The 20,413-nt window shown below is 44.9% G+C and carries 15 protein-coding genes, 1 tRNA gene, 1 pseudogene and 1 other annotated feature; of the genes and pseudogenes, 12 read left to right on the top strand and 5 right to left on the bottom strand.

Going from position 1 to position 20,413, the window contains the following annotated elements; translation table 11 throughout:
• The 5 genes and pseudogenes from CCC17_RS14640 to CCC17_RS14620 form a co-directional block, all read left to right on the top strand.
• Nucleotides 1-315 (top strand): annotated as a pseudogene (locus CCC17_RS14640) (hypothetical protein); the annotation flags it as partial.
• Between the two features lie 80 nt (nucleotides 316-395).
• The gene (locus CCC17_RS14635) at nucleotides 396-1,670 is read left to right on the top strand and encodes a peptidoglycan-binding protein (RefSeq protein WP_022426515.1); all 1,275 of its coding nucleotides are present in this window, start codon (nucleotides 396-398) and stop codon (nucleotides 1,668-1,670) included.
• 222 nt (nucleotides 1,671-1,892) lie between these two features.
• Complete coding sequence (locus CCC17_RS14630; RefSeq protein ID WP_022426516.1) at nucleotides 1,893-2,951, top strand: FUSC family protein; 1,059 nt, start codon at nucleotides 1,893-1,895, stop codon at nucleotides 2,949-2,951.
• Nucleotides 2,952-3,035: 84 nt separating this feature from the next.
• The gene (locus CCC17_RS14625) at nucleotides 3,036-4,304 is read left to right on the top strand and encodes a M18 family aminopeptidase (protein WP_022426517.1); all 1,269 of its coding nucleotides are present in this window, start codon (nucleotides 3,036-3,038) and stop codon (nucleotides 4,302-4,304) included.
• A 17-nt stretch (nucleotides 4,305-4,321) separates the two neighbouring features.
• Nucleotides 4,322-5,131, top strand: a complete 810-nt coding sequence (locus CCC17_RS14620) for a Cof-type HAD-IIB family hydrolase (RefSeq protein ID WP_173741739.1) — start codon at nucleotides 4,322-4,324, stop codon at nucleotides 5,129-5,131.
• A 182-nt stretch (nucleotides 5,132-5,313) separates the two neighbouring features.
• Here the strand turns inward: CCC17_RS14620 and CCC17_RS14615 are convergent, their stop codons facing one another.
• Entirely contained in the window at nucleotides 5,314-6,258 is a 945-nt protein-coding gene (locus tag CCC17_RS14615) for an AEC family transporter (protein WP_173741740.1), read from the bottom strand.
• Nucleotides 6,259-6,411: 153 nt separating this feature from the next.
• Here CCC17_RS14615 and CCC17_RS14610 point away from each other — a divergent pair, with 153 nt between their 5' ends.
• From CCC17_RS14610 to ilvC, 3 genes are all read left to right on the top strand, one after another.
• Nucleotides 6,412-7,452, top strand: coding sequence for a tyrosine-protein phosphatase (locus CCC17_RS14610; RefSeq protein WP_021652934.1), 1,041 nt, complete (start codon nucleotides 6,412-6,414; stop codon nucleotides 7,450-7,452).
• A gap of 164 nt (nucleotides 7,453-7,616) precedes the next feature.
• Complete coding sequence (ilvN, locus tag CCC17_RS14605) at nucleotides 7,617-8,114, top strand: acetolactate synthase small subunit (protein WP_021652933.1); 498 nt, start codon at nucleotides 7,617-7,619, stop codon at nucleotides 8,112-8,114.
• Nucleotides 8,115-8,210: 96 nt separating this feature from the next.
• On the top strand, nucleotides 8,211-9,230 hold the full coding sequence (gene ilvC, locus CCC17_RS14600) for a ketol-acid reductoisomerase (RefSeq protein WP_015526773.1): 1,020 nt from the start codon (nucleotides 8,211-8,213) through the stop codon (nucleotides 9,228-9,230).
• 163 nt (nucleotides 9,231-9,393) lie between these two features.
• On the opposite strand, the gene CCC17_RS14595 is transcribed toward ilvC, so the two are convergent.
• The 4 genes from CCC17_RS14595 to CCC17_RS14580 form a co-directional block, all read right to left on the bottom strand.
• Nucleotides 9,394-10,290, bottom strand: a complete 897-nt coding sequence (locus CCC17_RS14595; protein WP_021652931.1) for a LysR family transcriptional regulator — start codon at nucleotides 10,288-10,290, stop codon at nucleotides 9,394-9,396.
• Nucleotides 10,291-10,376: 86 nt separating this feature from the next.
• A tRNA-Pro gene (locus CCC17_RS14590) sits at nucleotides 10,377-10,450 on the bottom strand.
• Nucleotides 10,451-10,584: 134 nt separating this feature from the next.
• Nucleotides 10,585-11,067: a hypothetical protein gene (locus tag CCC17_RS14585; RefSeq protein WP_114002949.1), complete on the bottom strand. Its 483-nt coding sequence runs from the start codon at nucleotides 11,065-11,067 to the stop codon at nucleotides 10,585-10,587.
• 569 nt (nucleotides 11,068-11,636) lie between these two features.
• Entirely contained in the window at nucleotides 11,637-13,907 is a 2,271-nt protein-coding gene (locus CCC17_RS14580; RefSeq protein WP_287083311.1) for a glycoside hydrolase family 3 C-terminal domain-containing protein, read from the bottom strand.
• A 256-nt stretch (nucleotides 13,908-14,163) separates the two neighbouring features.
• Here CCC17_RS14580 and CCC17_RS14575 point away from each other — a divergent pair, with 256 nt between their 5' ends.
• From CCC17_RS14575 to CCC17_RS14560, 4 genes are all read left to right on the top strand, one after another.
• The gene (locus tag CCC17_RS14575) at nucleotides 14,164-14,844 is read left to right on the top strand and encodes a VanZ family protein (protein ID WP_227589151.1); all 681 of its coding nucleotides are present in this window, start codon (nucleotides 14,164-14,166) and stop codon (nucleotides 14,842-14,844) included.
• A gap of 148 nt (nucleotides 14,845-14,992) precedes the next feature.
• Nucleotides 14,993-15,266, top strand: a binding site (T-box leader).
• A gap of 97 nt (nucleotides 15,267-15,363) precedes the next feature.
• Entirely contained in the window at nucleotides 15,364-17,019 is a 1,656-nt protein-coding gene (locus tag CCC17_RS14570; protein ID WP_173740882.1) for a 2-isopropylmalate synthase, read from the top strand.
• Between the two features lie 123 nt (nucleotides 17,020-17,142).
• Nucleotides 17,143-19,089, top strand: a complete 1,947-nt coding sequence (locus CCC17_RS14565; protein ID WP_129975319.1) for a DUF2142 domain-containing protein — start codon at nucleotides 17,143-17,145, stop codon at nucleotides 19,087-19,089.
• 475 nt (nucleotides 19,090-19,564) lie between these two features.
• Nucleotides 19,565-20,398, top strand: coding sequence for a cell wall hydrolase (locus CCC17_RS14560; protein WP_021652924.1), 834 nt, complete (start codon nucleotides 19,565-19,567; stop codon nucleotides 20,396-20,398).
• Nucleotides 20,399-20,413: the final 15 nt, after the last annotated feature.

Genomic DNA, 20,413 nt, shown 5'->3' with positions numbered 1-20,413 from the left:
ACAGAACATTACTGGCGGGACACACCGGGAAAAAGAACACAGGACATTCAGTACAGATATATATGGTATAACAGCAATGGAGCAAAAAAATTCATGGCAGTCTGCAGAAACGGACGGGTCAGCAGTGTAGTGGAATTTGTTTCATCCACAACATCCGGGAAAAAAACTTACCGTGGAAATACCAGCAGGAATAATGACAGAAAAGATATGTACGATGTGCAGGATTATGATGATCCGGAAGATTTTTATTATGATCATGCAGATGAGTTTGATGATATCCAGGATGCGGAAGATTACTGGGAGGAAGCACAGTAGGAGATATGGCATTTTGAGATTCTGTACATATACTAGCAGAGAACCAGTGTGCTTTCAGGCACAAAAAGGAGCCTCTGTTTATGAAAAATCATTCTTATATTTCCATGCAGCAGGATATGCCGGATCAGGGACAGCTGCAGGTGACGGTGCTGGACAGTGCCAGTAACCGTCCTGTGGAAAATGCTACAGTGCGGATCTCGTACACAGGAGTCCCGGATAATGTGATCGAAGAAATCCGTACGGATTCTTCCGGAAAAACGCCCATGCTGGAGCTGGCAGCTCCTCCACTGGAATACAGCATGAAACCGGTGGAGCAGCAGCCTTATGCAGAATATACAGTTCGGATCAGTGCAGAGGGTTTTACACCAAAAGAAGTTGCCGGGACAGAAGTTCTTCCCCATTCCATTGCCAGGCAGGGAGCATCCCTTAGCAGACAGCAGGGTAGTGGAGAGGACTATCAGCGGATCGTCATCGGACCCCATACGCTTTTTGGGGAATATCCTCCCAAAAATCCGGAAGCAGAGATCAAACCGATAAATGAAACCGGAGAGATCGTATTAAACAAAGTGGTGATCCCGGAGTATATCGTAGTCCACGACGGGCCAATAGGGGATACCTCTGCACAGGATTATTATGTAAGATATAAGGATTATATCAAAAACGTGGCCAGCAGTGAGATCTACGCAACTTGGCCGGAGGACACGATACGTGCCAATGTTCTGGCAATCATGTCGTTTACTTTGAACAGAGTTTATACAGAGTGGTACCGAAATAAGGGTTATGATTTCACCATTACATCCTCCACAGCATACGACCACAAATGGATCCATGGCAGGAATATTTTTGAGAGTATCGACCGGATCGTGGATGAACTTTTTGAAAACTACCTTTCCAGACCGGATGTACGTCAGCCGATCCTGACCCAGTACTGTGACGGACGCCAGGTGCAGTGCAGGAATCGGGGATGGATGACCCAGTGGGGAAGCAAAGCTCTGGGAGATCAGGGATATTCCGCCATTGAGATCCTGCGGAGCTTCTATGGAAACGATATGTATATCAATGTGGCGGAAGCAGTTTCCGGGATTCCCGCATCCTGGCCGGGATATGACCTGACTATCGGTGTTACCGGAGAAAAGGTACAGCAGATCCAGGAACAGCTTAATGCCATAGCAAAAGCCTATCCTGCCATCCCGTCAGTGACTGTGGATGGTATTTATGGTCCGGCTACCGCTGCATCTGTAAAAAAATTCCAGAATATATTCGGGCTTCCTGCATCCGGAGTGGTGGATTATCCAACCTGGTATAAGATACAGGACATTTATGTAGCAGTGACCAGGATAGCGGAGCTGCAGTAAATATAAAAATAATAAAAATGTTCTTGGCCATTTTCGGAGTGATCTGATCGGGGCTGAGGTGTAATGCGTGAACATGATTTCAGAAAAAATATTTGACGTTTTAGAATAAACCAAGTATAATGGCTGTTTGTATCTTTGAACGTAAATTGTAAAGAGATTGCGTTTATGAGCATGTGAAAAAAGCGAAATGAGAATGTCTGTTTTACAAAAGGAGTGATGAAAATGACATTTTATCAGGAACTGCAGTTAAGCTCAACCGGATCAAAACAGCTGATCAGAAATACCACAGACAAAAAGGAGAAAAGAAGGCATATTCTGATCTATAATTTTAAAGTGTATCTTGTCATGGCATTTTGTGTGGCGGTTGTGACATTGTACAGTAAGATAACCGGCAATGACAACAGTGTTGTAGGAGTAACCGTACTGCTGGCAGTGCTGGTTTTAAGACAGGCGGATTTCGGGATCCGGACGTCCCACGGATTGTTGTCCATTGCCGGGATTTTCTGTATTCTGATCGCAGGACCGAGATTATCCAATATGGTTTCACCGGTACCGGCATTTTTTGTTAATGCGATAAGCATCCTGTTACTGATGATCCTGGGATGCCATAATGTAATTATGTATAACCATTCCACATTTGTTCTCGGATATCTGCTTCTGATGGGATATGACGTAACCGGAAAGGCGTATCTGCTTCGTGTAGAGGGGCTTTTGGCCGGAATGGTTCTCTGCATGGTAGTTTTTTATAAGAATCAGAAAAACCGCCCGTATCGCAGGACGTTTCTGGACCTGTTCCGAGAATTTGACCTGCATTCTGCAAGAGGCAGGTGGTATTTAAGACTGACGCTGATCGTTTCCAGCGCTATGCTGATCATGTCTCTTTTGGGACTTCCAAGAGCAATGTGGGCCGGAATTGCCTGCATGTCCGTGTGTCTGCCGTTTACCGAGGACTGCAAGGGAAGAGCCGGAAAAAGGGGGATGTTCAATATCGTTGGATGTATTTTGTTTGCAGTGCTTTATCTGATACTTCCGGAATCTATGTATCCCTATATTGGAATGATCGGAGGAATCGGTGTGGGATATTCCGCAGGTTATGCGTGGCAGACTGCATTTAATACATTTGGAGCACTGTCCATTGCATCAGGACTGTTTGGAATGCCGGCAGCAGTGCTGCTCCGTATTGGAGCCAATGTATTTAGTTCAATTTATACTATGCTCGCAAATAAGCTTGGGGATAAGCTTGTGCAGCATATGTGGGTACGAAAGAGTGCAGAAATCTGAGATATTGCCCTGAAAAAAGTTTTGCCGTATAATGGGTAATAGCATAACAGCCTGGATATTACCGGGCCGACAGAGGAGAAGATTATGTACGAAGAAACAACAGAAAAACTGCTGGAATTTATCAGTAAAAGTCCTACAGCCTTTCAGGCGGCAGAGGAAACAAGAAGACGTTTTTTGGAGGAAGGCTTTACAGAATTGAAGGAAGAGGAGCGCTGGGAGCTGGAAAAGGGCGGAAAATATTTTGTCATGAGAAATCATTCCGCGATCATCGGATTTTCCATTCCTGTCAATGACTGCAGGAGATATCATATCATTGCAAGTCACAGTGACTCCCCGTCTTTTAAAATAAAAGAAAATCCGGAGATGTCTGTAAACGGAGCTTATGTGAAGCTGAATGTGGAGCGGTATGGAGGAATGATCCTTTCTACCTGGTTTGACCGTCCCCTTTCTGTGGCAGGCCGCATGATCGTCCACAAAAACGGAAAAATTCTGGAAAAGCTTGTAGATATTGATAGAGATCTGGTCATGATCCCGAGCCTTGCGATCCATATGAACCGAGATATTAATGGAGGCTATCATTATAATGTCCAGAAGGATATGCTTCCATTGTACAGTGGCAGTGGCGAAAAAGGAAACTTCATGCGGATGCTGGCAGAAGAGGCAGAGATCCGTCCGGAGGATATCCTGGGCCATGATCTGTTTCTCTATAACCGGATGCCCGGAACGATCTGGGGATCCAGGAATGAATTTGTTTCCAGTCCAAGATTAGATGATCTGCAGTGTGCTTTCGCTTCAATGGAAGGCTTTCTTCAGGCAGATAAGAAGAAGGTCATTGCAGTCCACTGTGTACTGGATAATGAAGAAGTGGGAAGCACTACCAGGCAGGGAGCTGCATCCACATTTCTTAAAGATGTACTGTTTCGTATCAATCTGGCCCTTGGCGGAGATCAGGAAAGTTATCTGATGGCCCTTGCAGAGAGCTTTATGATCTCTGCGGACAATGCACATGCATTACATCCGAATTATACAGACAAGGCAGATCCTGTAAACCGTCCGGTGATGAATGGTGGAATTGTAATCAAATATAATGCCAATCAGAAATATTGTACCGATGGGATTTCCACAGCAATCTTCAAGGAACTCTGCAGAGAAGCAGATGTGCCATATCAGACATTTGTGAACCGTTCCGATATTGCCGGTGGTTCCACTCTGGGAAATATTTCCAATACCCAGGCAGCCATAAATACGGTCGATATCGGTCTGCCGCAGCTGGCGATGCATTCCGCTTATGAAACAGCCGGAGTGAAAGATACGGAAAGCCTGATCCGTGCGGCAAAGGTATTTTACAGGTGATATCGGAGGACAGGAAAATGAGCAGAAAAGCAGTATTTTTTGATGCGGACGGAACAGTCTGTGATATGAAAAAAGGAGTGCCGGACAGTGCCATAGAAGCCATCCGTGCGCTGGTAGATAACGGACATGAAGCGTGGCTCTGCACAGGAAGAAGTCGTGCGTTTGTATCCTGGTATCTGGAGCAGATCCCTTTTACGGGAATGATCAGTGCCTGCGGATCCACCATTGAGAAGGACGGGAAGAGACTTTTTAATAAAGAGATGACGCCGGAGGTTGCAAAGCTTTCTGTGGAGGTTCTCAGAAAATACGGACTGATCCCGGTAATGGAAGGCGCGGATTTTATGTATTATGACAAAGGGGAGTATACCGATGAAGTGAACTGGTATGCCAGTCTGATCACAGAATCCCTGGGCGATAAATGGAGGCCTATCCGTGGAAATGAGGATTGTATGCGGATCAATAAGATCAGTGCAAAAATGACGGAGGGATGTGATGCGGAGGCAGCGTTATCCATTTTATCAGAATACTATGATATCATCCGCCATGAAGGCAGCAGTTCGTTTGTGGGAAATACCATTGAACTGGTGCCAAAGGGCTTTAACAAGGCTGTTGGGATCGCAGCTGTGATCCGCCTGTTTGATATTCCGTGGGAGAATACCGTTGTTTTTGGAGACAGCAACAATGATCTTGCCATGTTTGAATACGCTGCAACAAAGGTTGCCATGGGAAATGCTTCTCCGAAGATCAAAGAACTGGCAGATTATGTTACGTCTGATATGTTCCACTACGGCATTCGGGATGGCTTGAAATATCTGAAGCTGATCTGAGAAAATGCTTCGTTTGTTTTGTAGGCTATGAGATTGTAAGAACAGAAACATCCACATCAGAAATGATAGCTTTATGTGAATATGCTTTTATAAAAAAATGCTGTAAGAACCAGAAATCATAGTTCTTACAGCATTTTATGTTACAGATTTTTCCGGGTAGATAATATGCAGAAGCTGCAATATCAGATCAGTCCCAGACCTTTGCAGATAAACAGCCAGAGTGTCAGGGTAAAGGCACTGAATAATGTGGTAAGAAGCACGACTCCCGAAGAAAAAGAGCCCTCATGTCCCATGTTTTTTGCCATGACAAAGCAGGTAACGGTGCTGGCAGACCCCAGCATGATAATGATGGAAACCAGCTTGTCCTTTGTAAAACCGCAACGGATGGCAAGAGGAAGAAAAAGTGCTTCATAACCGACAAGTTTCATAAATGTACAGGCAACAGATGCTTTCAGCCGGGAAAAGGCTTTTCCGAAGTGCAGAGATCCGCCCATAGCCATGAGGCCAAGAGGAGTGGCGGTTTTTGCAAGATTGCCTGCCGTAGAGTCCAGGATCTTCGGAAATGGAAGACGAAGAAGGGACCAGAGTGTACCGGCTGCAATGCCGAGAATGATGGGATTGGTGACAATTCCCTTTAAAGTGCGCTTCAGAACGGTACCATCTATTTTTCCCTGACCTGGTTTAAAGACAGAGAGAACTACAACAGCCATTACATTGTAAAGAGGGACGCTGGCAATGATCATCAGTGGTGCCATACCTGCATTTCCGTAAAGGTTCTGGATAATGGCGATACCAAGGATCGCTGCGCTGCTGCGGTAGGATGCCTGGATAAATTCGCCCTGGATATCGGAAGGGTGGAGAAAACGGGACAGGAGCACGGAGATCATAATACTGAGCGATGTGATCGCAAAACAGAAAAGAATCATCTTGGGATCCCAGGCCTCATAGATATCGATTTTAGCGATGTCCTGAAACAGAAGCACAGGCAGAGGGATGACAAACACAAATTTGTTCATACGATTGACAAATGTTTCATCAAACAGTCCGATCCTCCGGAAAAAATATCCCAGGAGCAGTGTAAGAAAGATGGGCACGGTAACATTCAGACAGAAAATAAGATTGTCCATAAAAGAAAGCCTCCCTGTGGTAAAATTTCTCTGTTTATTATATCCAAACTACGAAAATTGTCAAACGAGGTATACGGGACTGGAGATTTCTGGTATGATAAAAAGTGTTGCGAAGAAAGCAGCACAGGGGTTGAGAAGGAGAAAGGAAAGAAAATGAGATACGGAAAAATACGGATCGAAGATGGCTTTTTTGTGTTTACCAGACATATGATGCTCAACAGTCTTCCGTGTAAAGATATTCTCTGGGCGTACATGCGCCGTGAGGGAACCGATAAAACCGGTGAAAAGCAGCTGATCATCAATTATCTGGTGATCATAACCAGACGTCAGAAGCGTTATAAATTTGATATGACAGAGCAGGAGGTACAGGATTGCCTTCAGCTTCTTAAAGTATTGAATCCGGATCTTGCGGTTGGTTTTCCAAAAGGAAGCAGGCTTCCGCTTCAGAATCTTCCGAATACAAGAGATCTGGGTGCATTGATGACAGTAGACGGTTCGCATATTCTTCCCAGAAAGCTTTTGCGCAGCGGAGAAATCTATCATGCTTCTGCTGCAGACAACCGGATCCTTTCAGAAGAATATAATGTAAAAACAGTGATTGATTTCAGGTCAGCTGCAGAAGTAAAGAAAAAACCGGATGATATCATGGCAGGAGTGGAGTATTATCACATTCCAATCCGGGATGAGGACAGCAGTGGAAACAGCTTTTTTGAACATGTGATGTCCTGCTATGGTGATGTAGACCGGTATATGCAGGACTGGTACCGGAATTTCGTTACGGATGAGTATTCTCTGAAGCAGTATGCACGTTTTCTGGATGTCCTGCTTCATGTAAAGAATGGAGCTGTTGTTTTTCACAGTGCCACAGGAGAAGACCGGACAGGAGTCGGAACAGCACTTTTGCTCTTTGCTTTGGGTGTACCTAAGGAAACGATACGAAGGGATTATATGCGGTCGAATCCATGTCTGGAAGACGAACTGAAATATATGCGCAGGCTTTACCGGGCAGACCGACCGGAAAACAGCCGGAAGCTTGCAGATCTGAAAGCCTTCTATCAGGTGAAGGAGTCTTATATCAATACAGTTTTTGATGTCATCGAAAAAGAAAACGGAGGAATTGAAAGATTCCTCCGGAAAAAACTCTATCTGACACCAAAGGCATCCGAGGAGCTTAAGAAAAAATATCTGATCTGAGGATAAAAGCATTTCTTATCAGCCTGAAGGGATTTTGCAGGAAATTTTGATTGACAAAATTTTCGAAGTTGTTATAATGGTAAGAAAGCAAGGGTTTATTAGATTAAAGCGTTAACTGACGAAGTCGGTTTTCTATACATAAAAGTGTTGAAAGCAGGTGTATTATGGAAAAGAGAATACTATCCATCCTTGTGGATAATACCTCCGGAGTCCTTAGCCGTGTGGCTGGTCTTTTCAGCCGCCGTGGATATAATATTGACAGCATTACCGCAGGAGTGACTGCAGATCAGAGATATTCCCGTATGACAGTTGTATGTGAGGGAGATGATCAGATGCTCCAGCAGATCACTAAGCAGCTGGCGAAGCAGGAAGATGTACGGGATGTTAAGGTCCTTGAACAGGACGACAGCGTTGCCCGTGAGCTGATGCTCGTCAAGGTTGCTGTGAAGCCGGAACAGAGACAGGGAGCTCTTTCTGTTGCAGATATCTTCCGTGCCAAGGTGGTGGATGTAAGTAAGGATTCTCTTATTATGGAGATGACCGGAAGCCAGAACAAGCTGCAGGCGTTTGTGGAGCTGATGGCTGACTATGAGATCCTTGAGCTTGCAAGAACAGGAATCACAGGTCTGTCACGAGGCAGTGACGATGTCCGTTACCTGTAAATTTTTTACATATGTTTGCTAGGAGAGCAGCTACTCTCTTAACGATAAATAATTTTTATGAAGAAGATGTTGTAAACATCAGAGGAGGAAAGTAAAATGGCAAATAAGATTTTTTACCAGGAAGACTGTAATCTTGGATTATTAGATGGTAAGACAATTGCGATTATTGGATACGGAAGCCAGGGACATGCACATGCACTGAACCTTAAAGAGTCCGGATGTAATGTAATCATCGGTCTTTACAAAGGAAGCAAATCCTGGAAAAAAGCTGAGGAGCAGGGCTTCGAGGTATATACATCTGCTGAAGCAGCTAAGAAAGCAGATATCATCATGATCCTGATCAACGATGAGAAACAGGCTGCACTTTACAAGAATGATATCGAGCCGAACCTTGAGGAAGGCAACATGCTTATGTTCGCTCATGGCTTCAACATTCATTTCGGATGCATCAAACCACCAGCATATGTTGATGTTACAATGATCGCACCGAAAGGACCTGGACACACAGTAAGAAGCGAGTATCAGGCTGGTAAAGGTGTTCCTTGTCTGATCGCTGTAGAGCAGGATGCTACAGGTAAAGCTCAGGATATCGCACTTGCATATGCACTTGGAATCGGCGGAGCAAGAGCTGGTGTTCTTGAGACAACATTCCGTACAGAGACAGAGACAGACCTCTTCGGTGAGCAGGCTGTACTTTGCGGTGGTGTTTGCGCACTTATGCAGGCTGGTTTTGAGACACTTGTTGAAGCTGGTTATGACCCAAGAAACGCATACTTCGAGTGTATCCATGAGATGAAACTGATCGTTGACCTGATCTATCAGTCAGGATTCGCCGGAATGAGATATTCTATTTCCAATACAGCTGAGTATGGCGATTACATCACAGGACCGAAGATCATCACAGAGGATACAAAGAAAGCAATGAAGAAAGTTCTTTCCGATATCCAGGATGGTACATTCGCAAAAGAGTTCTTACTCGACATGTCCGATGCAGGTGCACAGGTACACTTCAAGGCTATGAGAAAATTAGCTTCTGAGCATCAGTCTGAGAAAGTCGGCGAGGAGATCCGTAAACTCTACAGCTGGAACGGCGAGGATAAGCTTATTAATAACTAAGCAAAATTTATTGCAGGTGCAATAAATTTTGCGCTACTCGAACGAAGCGCAGCGAAGTTTGAGTCAAAAAAGTCACACACGTAATACAGTGGCAGGAAACTTTTTTGAAATTTAAAATTCCCATCTGGTCGCAATGATCAGATGGGAATTTTTTTACATTCCTTTATTTATCCGGATGCTCTGTTTCATCATCAAAAAATGGTGCGATCAAAGCCGAATCAGCATCTTTCTGTCTGCATACAAACCCGATTTCACGCAGCGGAAAAGAAAATCCTACCGGTACTTCCACCAGAGTTCCTTCTTCCAGCTCTTTTTTTACAAAATCACGGATCACACATGCAATCCCAAGACCAATTTCCGCAAACTGGATCAGAAGATCCATAGTTGTTACTTCCAGAATATGGCTTAATTCCACATGATGTTCTTTCAGCTGAGTGTTCACGGTCTGACGTGTAATATTGTCCTCATCCAGCATCATGAAAGTTGCTGCCTGGATCAGAGGTTCATCCGGATAGAGCTTTTTCTGATTTTCCAGATACTGCTGTGTACAGACAAAGGTATCCTGGATTTTCAAAAGAGGCTGAAAATAATATCCCCGAAGCTTCTGCGGCCGTCCGATGAGTCCCAGATCGATTTTTTCCTCATCCAGAAGCTGCAGCGTCTGATAAGTAGACTGGCAGGAAATTGTGATACGTACATGAGGAAAACGTGCAATATAGTTTTCCAGGTGGGAGAGCAGTACATATCTGGTAAGAGTAGAACTGGCACCCAGACGCAGCTTTGGAATGTCCCGGGAACGGTTATGGCGAATGGAATTTTCTCCTTCATCCAGAAGTGAAAGAGCTTCTTTTACTTTTTCAAAAAGAAGCTCACCGTCCGGGGTCAGAGTGACACCCCGGGAACTGCGTTTAAAAAGAACGGTATCCAGATTCTGCTCCAGCTTCTGGATCGCCTTGCTGATAGCAGGCTGACTGATATAAAGGTCCCGGGAACTGTGGGAGATACTGCCGGTACGTGCTACCGTATAAAAAATATGATAAAGAGACAGATTATCCTGCATGCAAAACCTTCCTTTCGAAAAATAGTAAGGTAATAAAAAAATCCGAAGTCATCAGACCTCGGAAATCCTTGAATTTGTTAGAAATATCGGGGCAACAGGATTTGAACCTGCGACCTCACGGCCCCCAGCCGTGCGCGCTACCAAGCTACGCCATACCCCGCAACGCATATAACTATAACATAAACGAATTGTAAATGCAACCATTTTTTGAGGAGAAAGATGGTTGTATGGATGATAATAAAGAGTGTGATCCCTTGATACTTTCATAGGCTTCACACTCTTTACATAATATGATCAGGCTGTCTGTATTGTGTTACCTGGGTCAGGTAAAATACCTCTTCCCTGAAGTACAACGACAAGAGTTTCTGTTGTGTCCTGTAAATTTTTGATATCTTTTCGGATATTCCGTTCTGCAAGCTTAACATCCAGTGAAAGGTCGTCCAGGCGTTTTCTGTTGGTATCACATTTCAGATCGATCATTTCAAGTCTGTTTTCTACCCGGTTGAAGCGGGCATCTATTTCATCAAAACGAACATCCATAGCATCAAGACGAGCGTCGATACCGTCAAAACGAACATCCATAGCATCGAGACGAGCGTCGATACCGTCGAGACGAACATCCATAGCATCGAGACGAGCGTCAATACCGTCGAGACGAGTATCCACTGCATCCAGTCTGGCGTCGATACCATCTAATCGGTTATTTATATTGCCCAGCTGGACATTGATCGGGTTTATCATACCGGCTAATAATTCCAAATCTTTCTGATCTAGCATATGCGCATCCTCCTATAAAAATTGTACCGCATATTTCTCTGTGCGGATATTGTATCATGTTTCGAGTATGAAGTCTATGAAATTATCAAAGAACAAAATGGACAGGAACAATAAGTTCTTGACTAGTATAATATATATAATAAGAAAAAACAAGACATATTTTTATATCTTTAATAATAATAGAAAATGCAGGCGAACTACCTGAAGAATAAAAAAAGGAGGCCGGGAGTTGTGCGGACTCCCGGCAAAAAAGTATGAAAAAGAAAAAGATTGTTTAGCATTTGCTATCTACAGTTAATAATATAGTAAAAAAATGTGTGCATTGTGTGAAAGGAAAATGAAGAGAATGTGAAAACTGCCGCTTAATGTTAGATTAAGCGACAGTAATTTTTTCGGATTATTCTGTTGTTTGATCCAAGATTTTGAACCATATGTAATGATAACATCCGCTTTAATGCTTGTCAAGCGATCTGAAACTGCCATAGCTGTCCAATTATGTCGTTTTTTGTGCCGTTTTATGCAGCTTTTTATGTAAGTATAATTCGTTCGGCAGAGGATGTCCTGTGAAATTATACCAGTTTATTTAATTTTTCAATAATTTCTGTAAGTTCTTCTCTGGAATACCCGCCAAAGCTTACCAGCGCACGTAATGGCATGGAGTCGGTCATGGCTTCTGTCATTTCTTCAGTGATAGCTTCGGAAGCGGCTTCAGAAGAGGACTCTTCACCAACGTTCATGGCTGAGATATATTTTGCTGTCAATTCTTTTGCTGTTTCGCTTGTTTTTGGGTTGCGGAACAGTTCGCCAAGGGTGGTGTTCATATGAACATGCATCGGAAGCTCCTGGCTGCTGTTCAGATGGATCTTGCCTTCAAGACGGATATCTCTGGAAGAGGTACCGACAAGGAGCTTATATTCGCCGCTGGCTGCGAACCAGTCATGAAGTTCTGTATTGTACCATGCGAAGCTTCTCTTATCCAGCTCCATGGTTACTGCTTTGGTTTCGCCTGGATTCAGGAAAACCTTTTCGAAGCCCTTGAGCTCTTTTTCCGGACGGATCGCGGAACTGGTACAGTCTTTGACATAGAGCTGTACGACTTCTTTTCCTGCCATATTTCCTGTGTTTGTTACATCAACCGAAACGGTGATGGTGTCTTTGTCTGTAGGATTTTCATTGGAGATCTTCAGGTCGCTGCAGGCAAAGGTAGTGTAGGAGAGTCCATAGCCAAACGGATATGCTACATCCATTTCTTTTGTATCGTAGTAGCGATAGCCTACGAATACGCCTTCATGGTATTCAACCTTTTCACCGCCGCCGAAGTTCAGGTAGGATGGATTGTCGGAGAGCTTGAGCGGCATTGTCTCGGCAAGCTTGCCGCTGGGATTTACTTTTCCGTAAAGGATGTTTGCGACAGCGGTACCGCCTGCCTGACCGCCGAGGTATGCTTCCAGAAGGCCTTTTATATCATTGAGCCATGGCATCTCCACGGGGGAACCGTTGTGGAGGACGATCACGGTATTCGGCTGTACTTTAAGGATCTCAGCAATGAGACGGTTCTGGCATTCAGGAAGCCTCATGTGGGAACGGTCGTATCCTTCAGATTCAAAGCTGTCCGGAAGTCCGGCGAAGATCACAACCTTGTCAGCGGCGGCAGCAGTTTTGATCGCTTCAGCTGCAAGTGCGTCATCGTAGAGATTTTTGTCTGCAGGAAAACCTTCTGCATAAGTAACCTGTGCATCGGAAGGAACGGAATCCAGTGCGTTTGTGATCTTGAAGCAGTTGATATGAGAGCTTCCGCCGCCCTGGAAACGAGGCTTCTTTGCAAAACCACCGATGAAAGCAATTTTCTCGGATGCTTTCAGAGGGAGGATCTGCTCATCGTTTTTCAGAAGAACCATAGATTCTTCGGCAATGTGGCGTGCTTCTTCATGGTCTTTTTCCATGGTGAATTCCTGCGGTGCCCGGTTGTCTGCATATTCAAAAATTATGCGTAGAATGCGTTCAACAGCCTGGTCAAGAATGTCTTCCTTGAGGGAGCCGTCTTTTACGGCCTGTACGATGAGGGCATCGTTGACCCCATTGGAGGAAGGCATTTCCAGCTCAAGACCTGCCTCAAGACCTTTGACGCGGTCATTGACTGCACCCCAGTCGGACATTACATAGCCCTTGAAGCCCCAGTCACCGCGGAGAACATCTGTGAGAAGCCATTTATTCTCAGATGCGAAAGTGCCGTTGATCTGGTTGTAGGAGCACATGAAGGTGTATGGCTGAGCTTTTTTTACTGCGGTTTCGAATGCAGGGAAATAGATCTCACGTAAAGTGCGCTCATCAGCCTCGGAAGAATTGCTCATGCGGTGATATTCCTGGTTGTTTGCTGCAAAGTGCTTGATAGAGGTTCCTACATGCTGGGACTGTACTCCGTTTATAAAAGCGGCTGCGATCTCACCTGCGAGATATGGATCCTCGGAATAATATTCGAAGTTTCTTCCGCAGAGAGGAGAACGTTTGATGTTTACGGCCGGTCCGAGAACTATGGATACATCGTTGGCCTGAGCTTCTTTTCCGATGGTTTTGCCCATTTCTTCCACCAGCTTGCGGTCAAAGGAGCAGGCGCTTAAAGCGGCCGGCGGGAAGCAGACGGCCTTGATGCTGTCATTCATTCCAAGATGATCGCCCTTGTCATCCTGCTTACGAAGTCCGTGAGGGCCGTCGCTGACCATTACTTCCGGGATCCCCAAGCGTTCCACATGTTTCAGATGCCAGAAATCAAGACCTGAGCACATGCCGGCTTTTTCTTCCAGTGTCATCTGGCTTACGATTTTTTTCAGATCACGTTTCATTAAAAATACCTCCGAAATGTTTTTCTTACTATGAACTATAGCATGTTTTGCTGGTAAAATATAACAAAAATTTGTTAAAAATAAAAAAATATTGCAGTTTAGCCGAATCAAGTAAGTCCCCTGCTTCAATTGCGAATATCCCTTGCCTCTCACATTTTCAGAAATATAAAAACGATATACAGGTTGATTGACAGAGCGGTGAGAGATATCTTTTTCTGGCTTTTGTGGGAAGAGTGTAGTAATATAGGTAGGAATAATGACAGAGCTGCCGGACAGAAGAATGGTCGACTGTCTGGCTTATGTGAAAGGACTTATAATGAAAGACATCATATCAAGTATTATTACAAGTGTACTGACAGCTTTGTACCAGCCATTTTGGTTTTCTGTGATCCTGTCTGTGATGGTACTGTTTTTTTATCTCTTTGCCTACCATAATGAGACAGGTGGAAGGGGAATCAGGGGAGCTTTTTCCGTGTGGTGGCAGTATTTCAGAGGAAATGCTTTTTTTCGGAAGCTGTTTTTTCTGACCTTTTATACAACCATGATCTTGTTTCGCACGCTGCTGAACCGGGATATGTGGATGAATCCTCTTTCGGATGTGATGGCGAACTGGTGGATCTGGAAATATGGAGAGGATGGTACCAGATATCTCACAACTGAGTGTATTGAGAATCTGATGCTGTTCATTCCGTTCACGATCCTGCTGTTCTGGACCGCAGGAAAGAAAATATTGAAAAAAACAACATTCTTGAATATTGTGTGGACCGGACTTAAGATTACCTTTGTATTCTCACTGTCCATTGAACTTCTGCAGCTTTTCCTGAGGCTTGGGACGTTTCAGGTTTCTGATCTGACATATAATACTCTTGGAGGAGGTATTGGCGGGGCTGTGTACTGGATTGGTCATCAGCTTTCAGTCAGGCGGGGAGCCGAATAATGTCTGCCGCAGATAGCAGGAAGACAGAGAAACGGATCAGCCCGGATTGCTGTTCGTGAGTGATGCACTGAAATTTTTGCGCGGTGCATCGTTAAAATTTCGTTGACAAATCTTCCATAACGTGTTAACCTAATACCAGTTTCAAAAAGAAAATGCGTAGATGAGGAATAGTACACAAGAGAACGGAGCACAGAGAGCTGCTGGCCGGTGAGAAGCAGCGGAAGGGATTTGTGGAACTCGCCTCGGAGCATCTGCCTGAAATCTTTATATATTATATAAGAGAGTAGACGCAGACGGTGTCCGCCGTTATCCGGAGAGGATATAAGGATGTATATACATTCCGTATCTGTCAAGTGTGTGAATTTTTATTCATGAAATAAGAGTGGTACCGCGTAGGACAGCAGTTGTCTTTCGTCTCTTGCAGAATCTGCAGAGTCGGAAGATTTTTTTTATGTCTTTATATCAAAAACAGAAACCAAAGAGAAATTTTAATGGAAACAGAAAGTGGAGGAAAACAAAATGATGACACCATCCAAGTACAAACGTCAGTATTACATGCCGCCGGTGAAATGTATGAAATGGGCGGAGAAAGAATATGTGGATAAGGCCCCGATCTGGTGCTCTGTAGACCTTCGTGACGGAAATCAGGCACTTGTGATCCCGATGAGCCTGGAGCAGAAAGTGGAATTTTTCAAGCTTCTTGTAAAGATTGGTTTTAAAGAGATCGAGGTTGGATTTCCGGCTGCTTCTGAGACAGAGTATGAGTTTCTCCGTACGCTGATCGAGCAGGATCTGATCCCGAAGGATGTAACGATCCAGGTGCTGACTCAGGCAAGAGAGCATATCATCCGTAAGACTTTTGAAGCTGTTAAAGGCGCCCCAAAAGCGATCGTTCATGTATACAATTCCACATCCGTATCGCAGAGAGAGCAGGTATTCAAAAAATCAAAAGAGGAGATCCTGAAGATCGCAGTAGATGGCGCTGCACTTCTGAAAAAACTGGCTGATGAGACAGAAGGCAATTTTCAGTTTGAGTACAGCCCGGAGAGCTTTACGGGAACAGAGCCGGAGTATGCACTGGAGGTGTGCAATGCGGTTCTGGATGTATGGCAGCCCACTGCAGATAACAAAGCGATCATCAACCTGCCTGTTACGGTTGAGCATTCTATGCCGCATGTGTATGCAAGTCAGGTGGAATACATGTGTGATAATCTGAAATACCGTGAAAACGTGATCGTTTCTCTTCATCCGCACAATGATCGTGGATGTGGCGTTGCAGACTCCGAGATGGGTCTTCTTGCAGGTGCTGACCGAATTGAGGGAACTTTGTTCGGAAATGGTGAGCGTACCGGTAATGTGGATATTGTAACGCTTGGTATGAATATGTATTCCCAGGGTGTGGACCCGAAGATTGATTTTTCTGATATGCCGCATATTTGCGAGGTTTATGAGAAATGTACCGGAATGCAGATCTATGAAAGAAGTCCGTACAGTGGAGCTCTTGTATTTGCTGCATTTTCCGGATCTCATCAGGATGCCATCGCAAAGGGTATGCACTGGAGAGAGAACGGAGATCTGGAGCACTGGACTGTTCCGTATCTGCCGATCGATCCGACAGATGTGGGAAGAAACTACGACGCAGATGTTATCCGTATCAACAGCCAGTCCGGAAAGGGCGGTGTAGGCTATATACTGGAGACAAAGTTTGGCCTGAACCTTCCTCCGAAAATGCGCGAGGCTATGGGCTATGCAGCCAAAGCAGTGTCCGATCACAAGCACAAAGAGCTTCATCCGGACGAGATCTTCAGTCTGTTCAAATCTACCTTCGAAAATGTGGTTGAACCATACAGCATCAATGAGGTTCATTTCCAGCAGAAGGAAGACGGCATCGTAACACGGGTTACTTCTACATTCCGTGGAAAAACCATCGTTACAGAGGCTTCCGGAAATGGTCGTCTGGATGCGGTAAGCAATGCGCTGAAGAAAGCTTACGAACTGAAATACACACTGGAAACTTATCAGGAGCATGCTCTGGAGCAGAGCTCTTCCTCCAAGGCTATCGCTTATGTGGGAATTCGCAAACCGGATGGAACGCTTGCCTGGGGAGCGGGTGTTGATCAGGATATCATCCGTGCCTCTATTGATGCACTGGTAACTGCGATCAACAATCGATAAGCATCCGGTTCCGGATAGGTTTACAAAAAATGAGAAGCTGCCATAAAACGCAGCTTCTTTTTTTGCCGTGCAGATGCTATAATAGTGCGGAATGTGAAAATAACAGTGAGTAAGAGGGATATTATGAAAAATAAGAAAAAAAACAGAAGCTCATACAGCCTGTCTGCAGAGCTGAAAAATACTCTGAAATATCTGCTGATATGGGGAATGATCTTGATCTTTTCCGCATATTTGCTTAGTGATTCGGAGATCCTCGGAAATGTAAGGCAGCAGGCAAGACCGGATACCTGGTCTATGATCGGTGCGGGAGGAAGCTTTGAAGAGGAGTTTACCTGCAAAACGAACCGTCTGTCCGGTGTGGAGCTTTTTCTTTCTACAGAGAGTGCATCGGTTGCTGGAACGTTTCAGATAACGCTGTACCAGAATGAAAGGGAGATCCAGAGCTGGCAGGCCAGCAGACTGACCATATCGTCGGGGGATACCACGTATTTCCGGCTTGACCAGAAGCTTACGGAATGTAAGGGGCAGAAATTCCGGATCGTTTTAGATGGCGCAAAAGGGGATACCGGAGTGGCTGCAGGGTTGGTGAGCCAGAAGGATGATACACAGACACTTGCCTATCGGATCATTTCCAGGCCATTTCCAAAATCACTGGTGTTTCTGGTGATTGGAGCGGCGGCAGCTGTGATGCTGGTGATCTTTGCATTTCTGAAACGCAGACAGCTCCGGGCAGAAGTGGTGTTTGCCGTTGTTTATATTTTTATGAGTATCTGTACGCTGGCGGCGGTTCCGGCCTTTAATTCGCCGGATGAGTACAGCCATTATCTGAGAAGCTATGAGGTTTCCAGAGGATATCTGACGTCGGAAGGCAACGGAGGAAACGACTTATTCTCATATGGAAGGACGTTTAACAGTGGTCTGGTTCCGGAATTTTCCGCCAAGGATCATGTATCATTATGGGATATCGGAGAGAATGCAGATCAGCGTATCGACCGGGAAAAAACACAGTTTTACGGATTTGGAAATACAGCCTTGTATGCACCTACTTCGTATCTTCCCCAGGCAGTAGGGATCCGCATTGCAGATCTGTTTACGGACCGGCCGATGGTTCTTGCCTATGCGGGAAGGATCGCCAATATGCTTATGTTTGGACTGTTCTTTTTCTTTGCCATTCGTCTGACGCCTGTTGGGAAAAATTTCCTCGTACTTCTGGGGCTGGTACCTGTGAATATCCAGTCAGCAAATTCCATGTCAGCAGATGCCCTGGCCCTGGCTCTGACGGTTGCTCTGGCTGCCTTTGTACTGGCTATGCGATATAAACAAAAAGAAGTGATGAGTAGAAGACAGCTGATATGGATGTACGTGCTGACCGGATTCCTGTGTCTTTGCAAAGTGGTTTACATGCCGTTTTGCCTGCTCCTGTTCCTGATCCCGAAAGAACGGTTTAAAAGCAGAAAAAATTACTGGTTTCATGTGGTCTGTGCAGGAACTGTGATCTTGATCTTAAGTTTCGGCTGGCTGGTCATTGCATCCCGATATCTCTGTGAGTCACAGCCAGGTGTGGATACAGCTGCACAGCTTGTGGGGATCCTGAAGGATCCGGCTGCCTTTGTCCTGACTTTTGTGCGGAGCCTGGATAATTTTGGTGTGACCTATCTTACAGAAATGATAGGAAGTAATCTTGGATGGCTGAACATTCCTGTCTGTGCCCTGCTGGCAATGGGATATCTTTTGATCTTGGTCCTTCAGGTTTCCGGGAATGATGATATATCGGGAATCCGTCTGGAGCTTCCGGCAAAGGGCATTCTGGGAGGAGTCAGTCTCCTGGTATTTGCGCTGATCTTTGTAACGTTATACGGACAGTGGACAGCCTATGGCTACGATAAGATCTTGGGCGTGCAGGGACGGTATTTTCTGCCGCTTCTTTTTCCACTGATTCTTGCGCTGAAGCCCAAACGGTTTGCCGAAGGAGCCGGGGAAACACCATGGGGACTGTTTCTGGGAGCCTGGAGTATCGATCTGTGTGTTTATGCGACACTTTTCGTGCAGGCCCTGTGCCGTTTTGCATAAGGCGTCGGATTTGGTCGAGCAAAAATCCTTGACTGACTGAAAACAAAATATTATAATCAAATCTGTAAATAACAGAGGAAAAAACTGTTCTGAAAAAGGATAAACAGGCAGATAGAAGTACGATTTCCGGAAAGTGGGTGTACAACATTGGACGGAGATAGAGACGCTATCTGCCTTTTTTTCTGAAATGAAATATGACATGAGTGTGGATAACTCTGCGATTTTATGTGGAATACATGTGGATAAGGTGTGGATAAAACACAAATACCGCCGTTGAAGCGTTAAATACGGGAAAAAGCTTGACATATTCAATATTATTAAATATAATTTTCCCATACATTACAAAAATGTTACAAACATGTAAAGGAAATCGTAATGATCCGTATTTATCCGGGAAGCGATGATAATGGGGGCTGTGATATCGCATCGGAGGATTATGGGCTGTTACAGAAAATGAAACGCAAGGAATGAGATTATGAAAGTTGAGAAAGATTTACGTGAGACTGACGGAGTGCAGGATGAACGTAGAAATGGAAAAACCGGAGGAAATTCCGCGCGCAGTTTTGCAGTGCTGACATTATGTGCAGTTTTGGCGATGGTTATTTCTCTGGGGACAAGGACATTTGCAGAAAGTGAGGGAGGCAGGGTTTATGCAGCTTCAGATGGAGGAGAGGGCTCTCCCTATGAAGAGGTTGCTGTTCCTACCGGGATCGCAGGTGTGGTTTCAGGAGTTACGGATACACCATTATCCGGAAGCACGGTTACAAGGATCGGAAGCTCCTGTGAGCAGGTGATCGTAGGCCAGAGAGTACAGAAAGTAACCAATACTGCTGCAGATCTTAATGTAAGCTCCTCTATGGAAAACAAAGTAAATGAACTTGATGCAAGGTCGATCACACTGGCAGAAAATCCCACACTGATGTCAGATGAAGACTATGATACACTTCTGAGGATCGTGGAGGCAGAAGCAGGAAGTGAAGATATCAAGGGCCGTGTTCTGGTGGCCAACGTCATCATGAACCGTGTAAAAAGCGAAGATTTTCCGAATACGGTGACAGAGGTTGTCTGGGATAACAGTGACGGCGTTCCGCAGTTTTCACCGACCTATGATGGCAGGATCAATGAAGTTGCAGTTTCCGATGAAACAAGGGAAGCGGTCAAGCAGGCGCTGAAGGGTACTGATTATTCTGAAGGTGCACTGTTCTTTATCCAGAAATCTGCAGCAGAGGAACATAATGTGAAATGGTTTGAAAAGGACCTGAAGAGGCTCTTTAAATACGGGGTCCATGAATTTTATACATATAAATAGGAAGAACTGATGCAG

This window comes from Blautia sp. LMAG:36 (assembly GCF_008680535.1).
Taxonomy (GTDB): Bacteria; Bacillota; Clostridia; order Lachnospirales; family Lachnospiraceae; genus Blautia_A; species Blautia_A fusiformis.
Note: the sequence above shows the minus strand (reverse complement) of the source record. Positions and strands in the feature narration are given on the sequence as shown.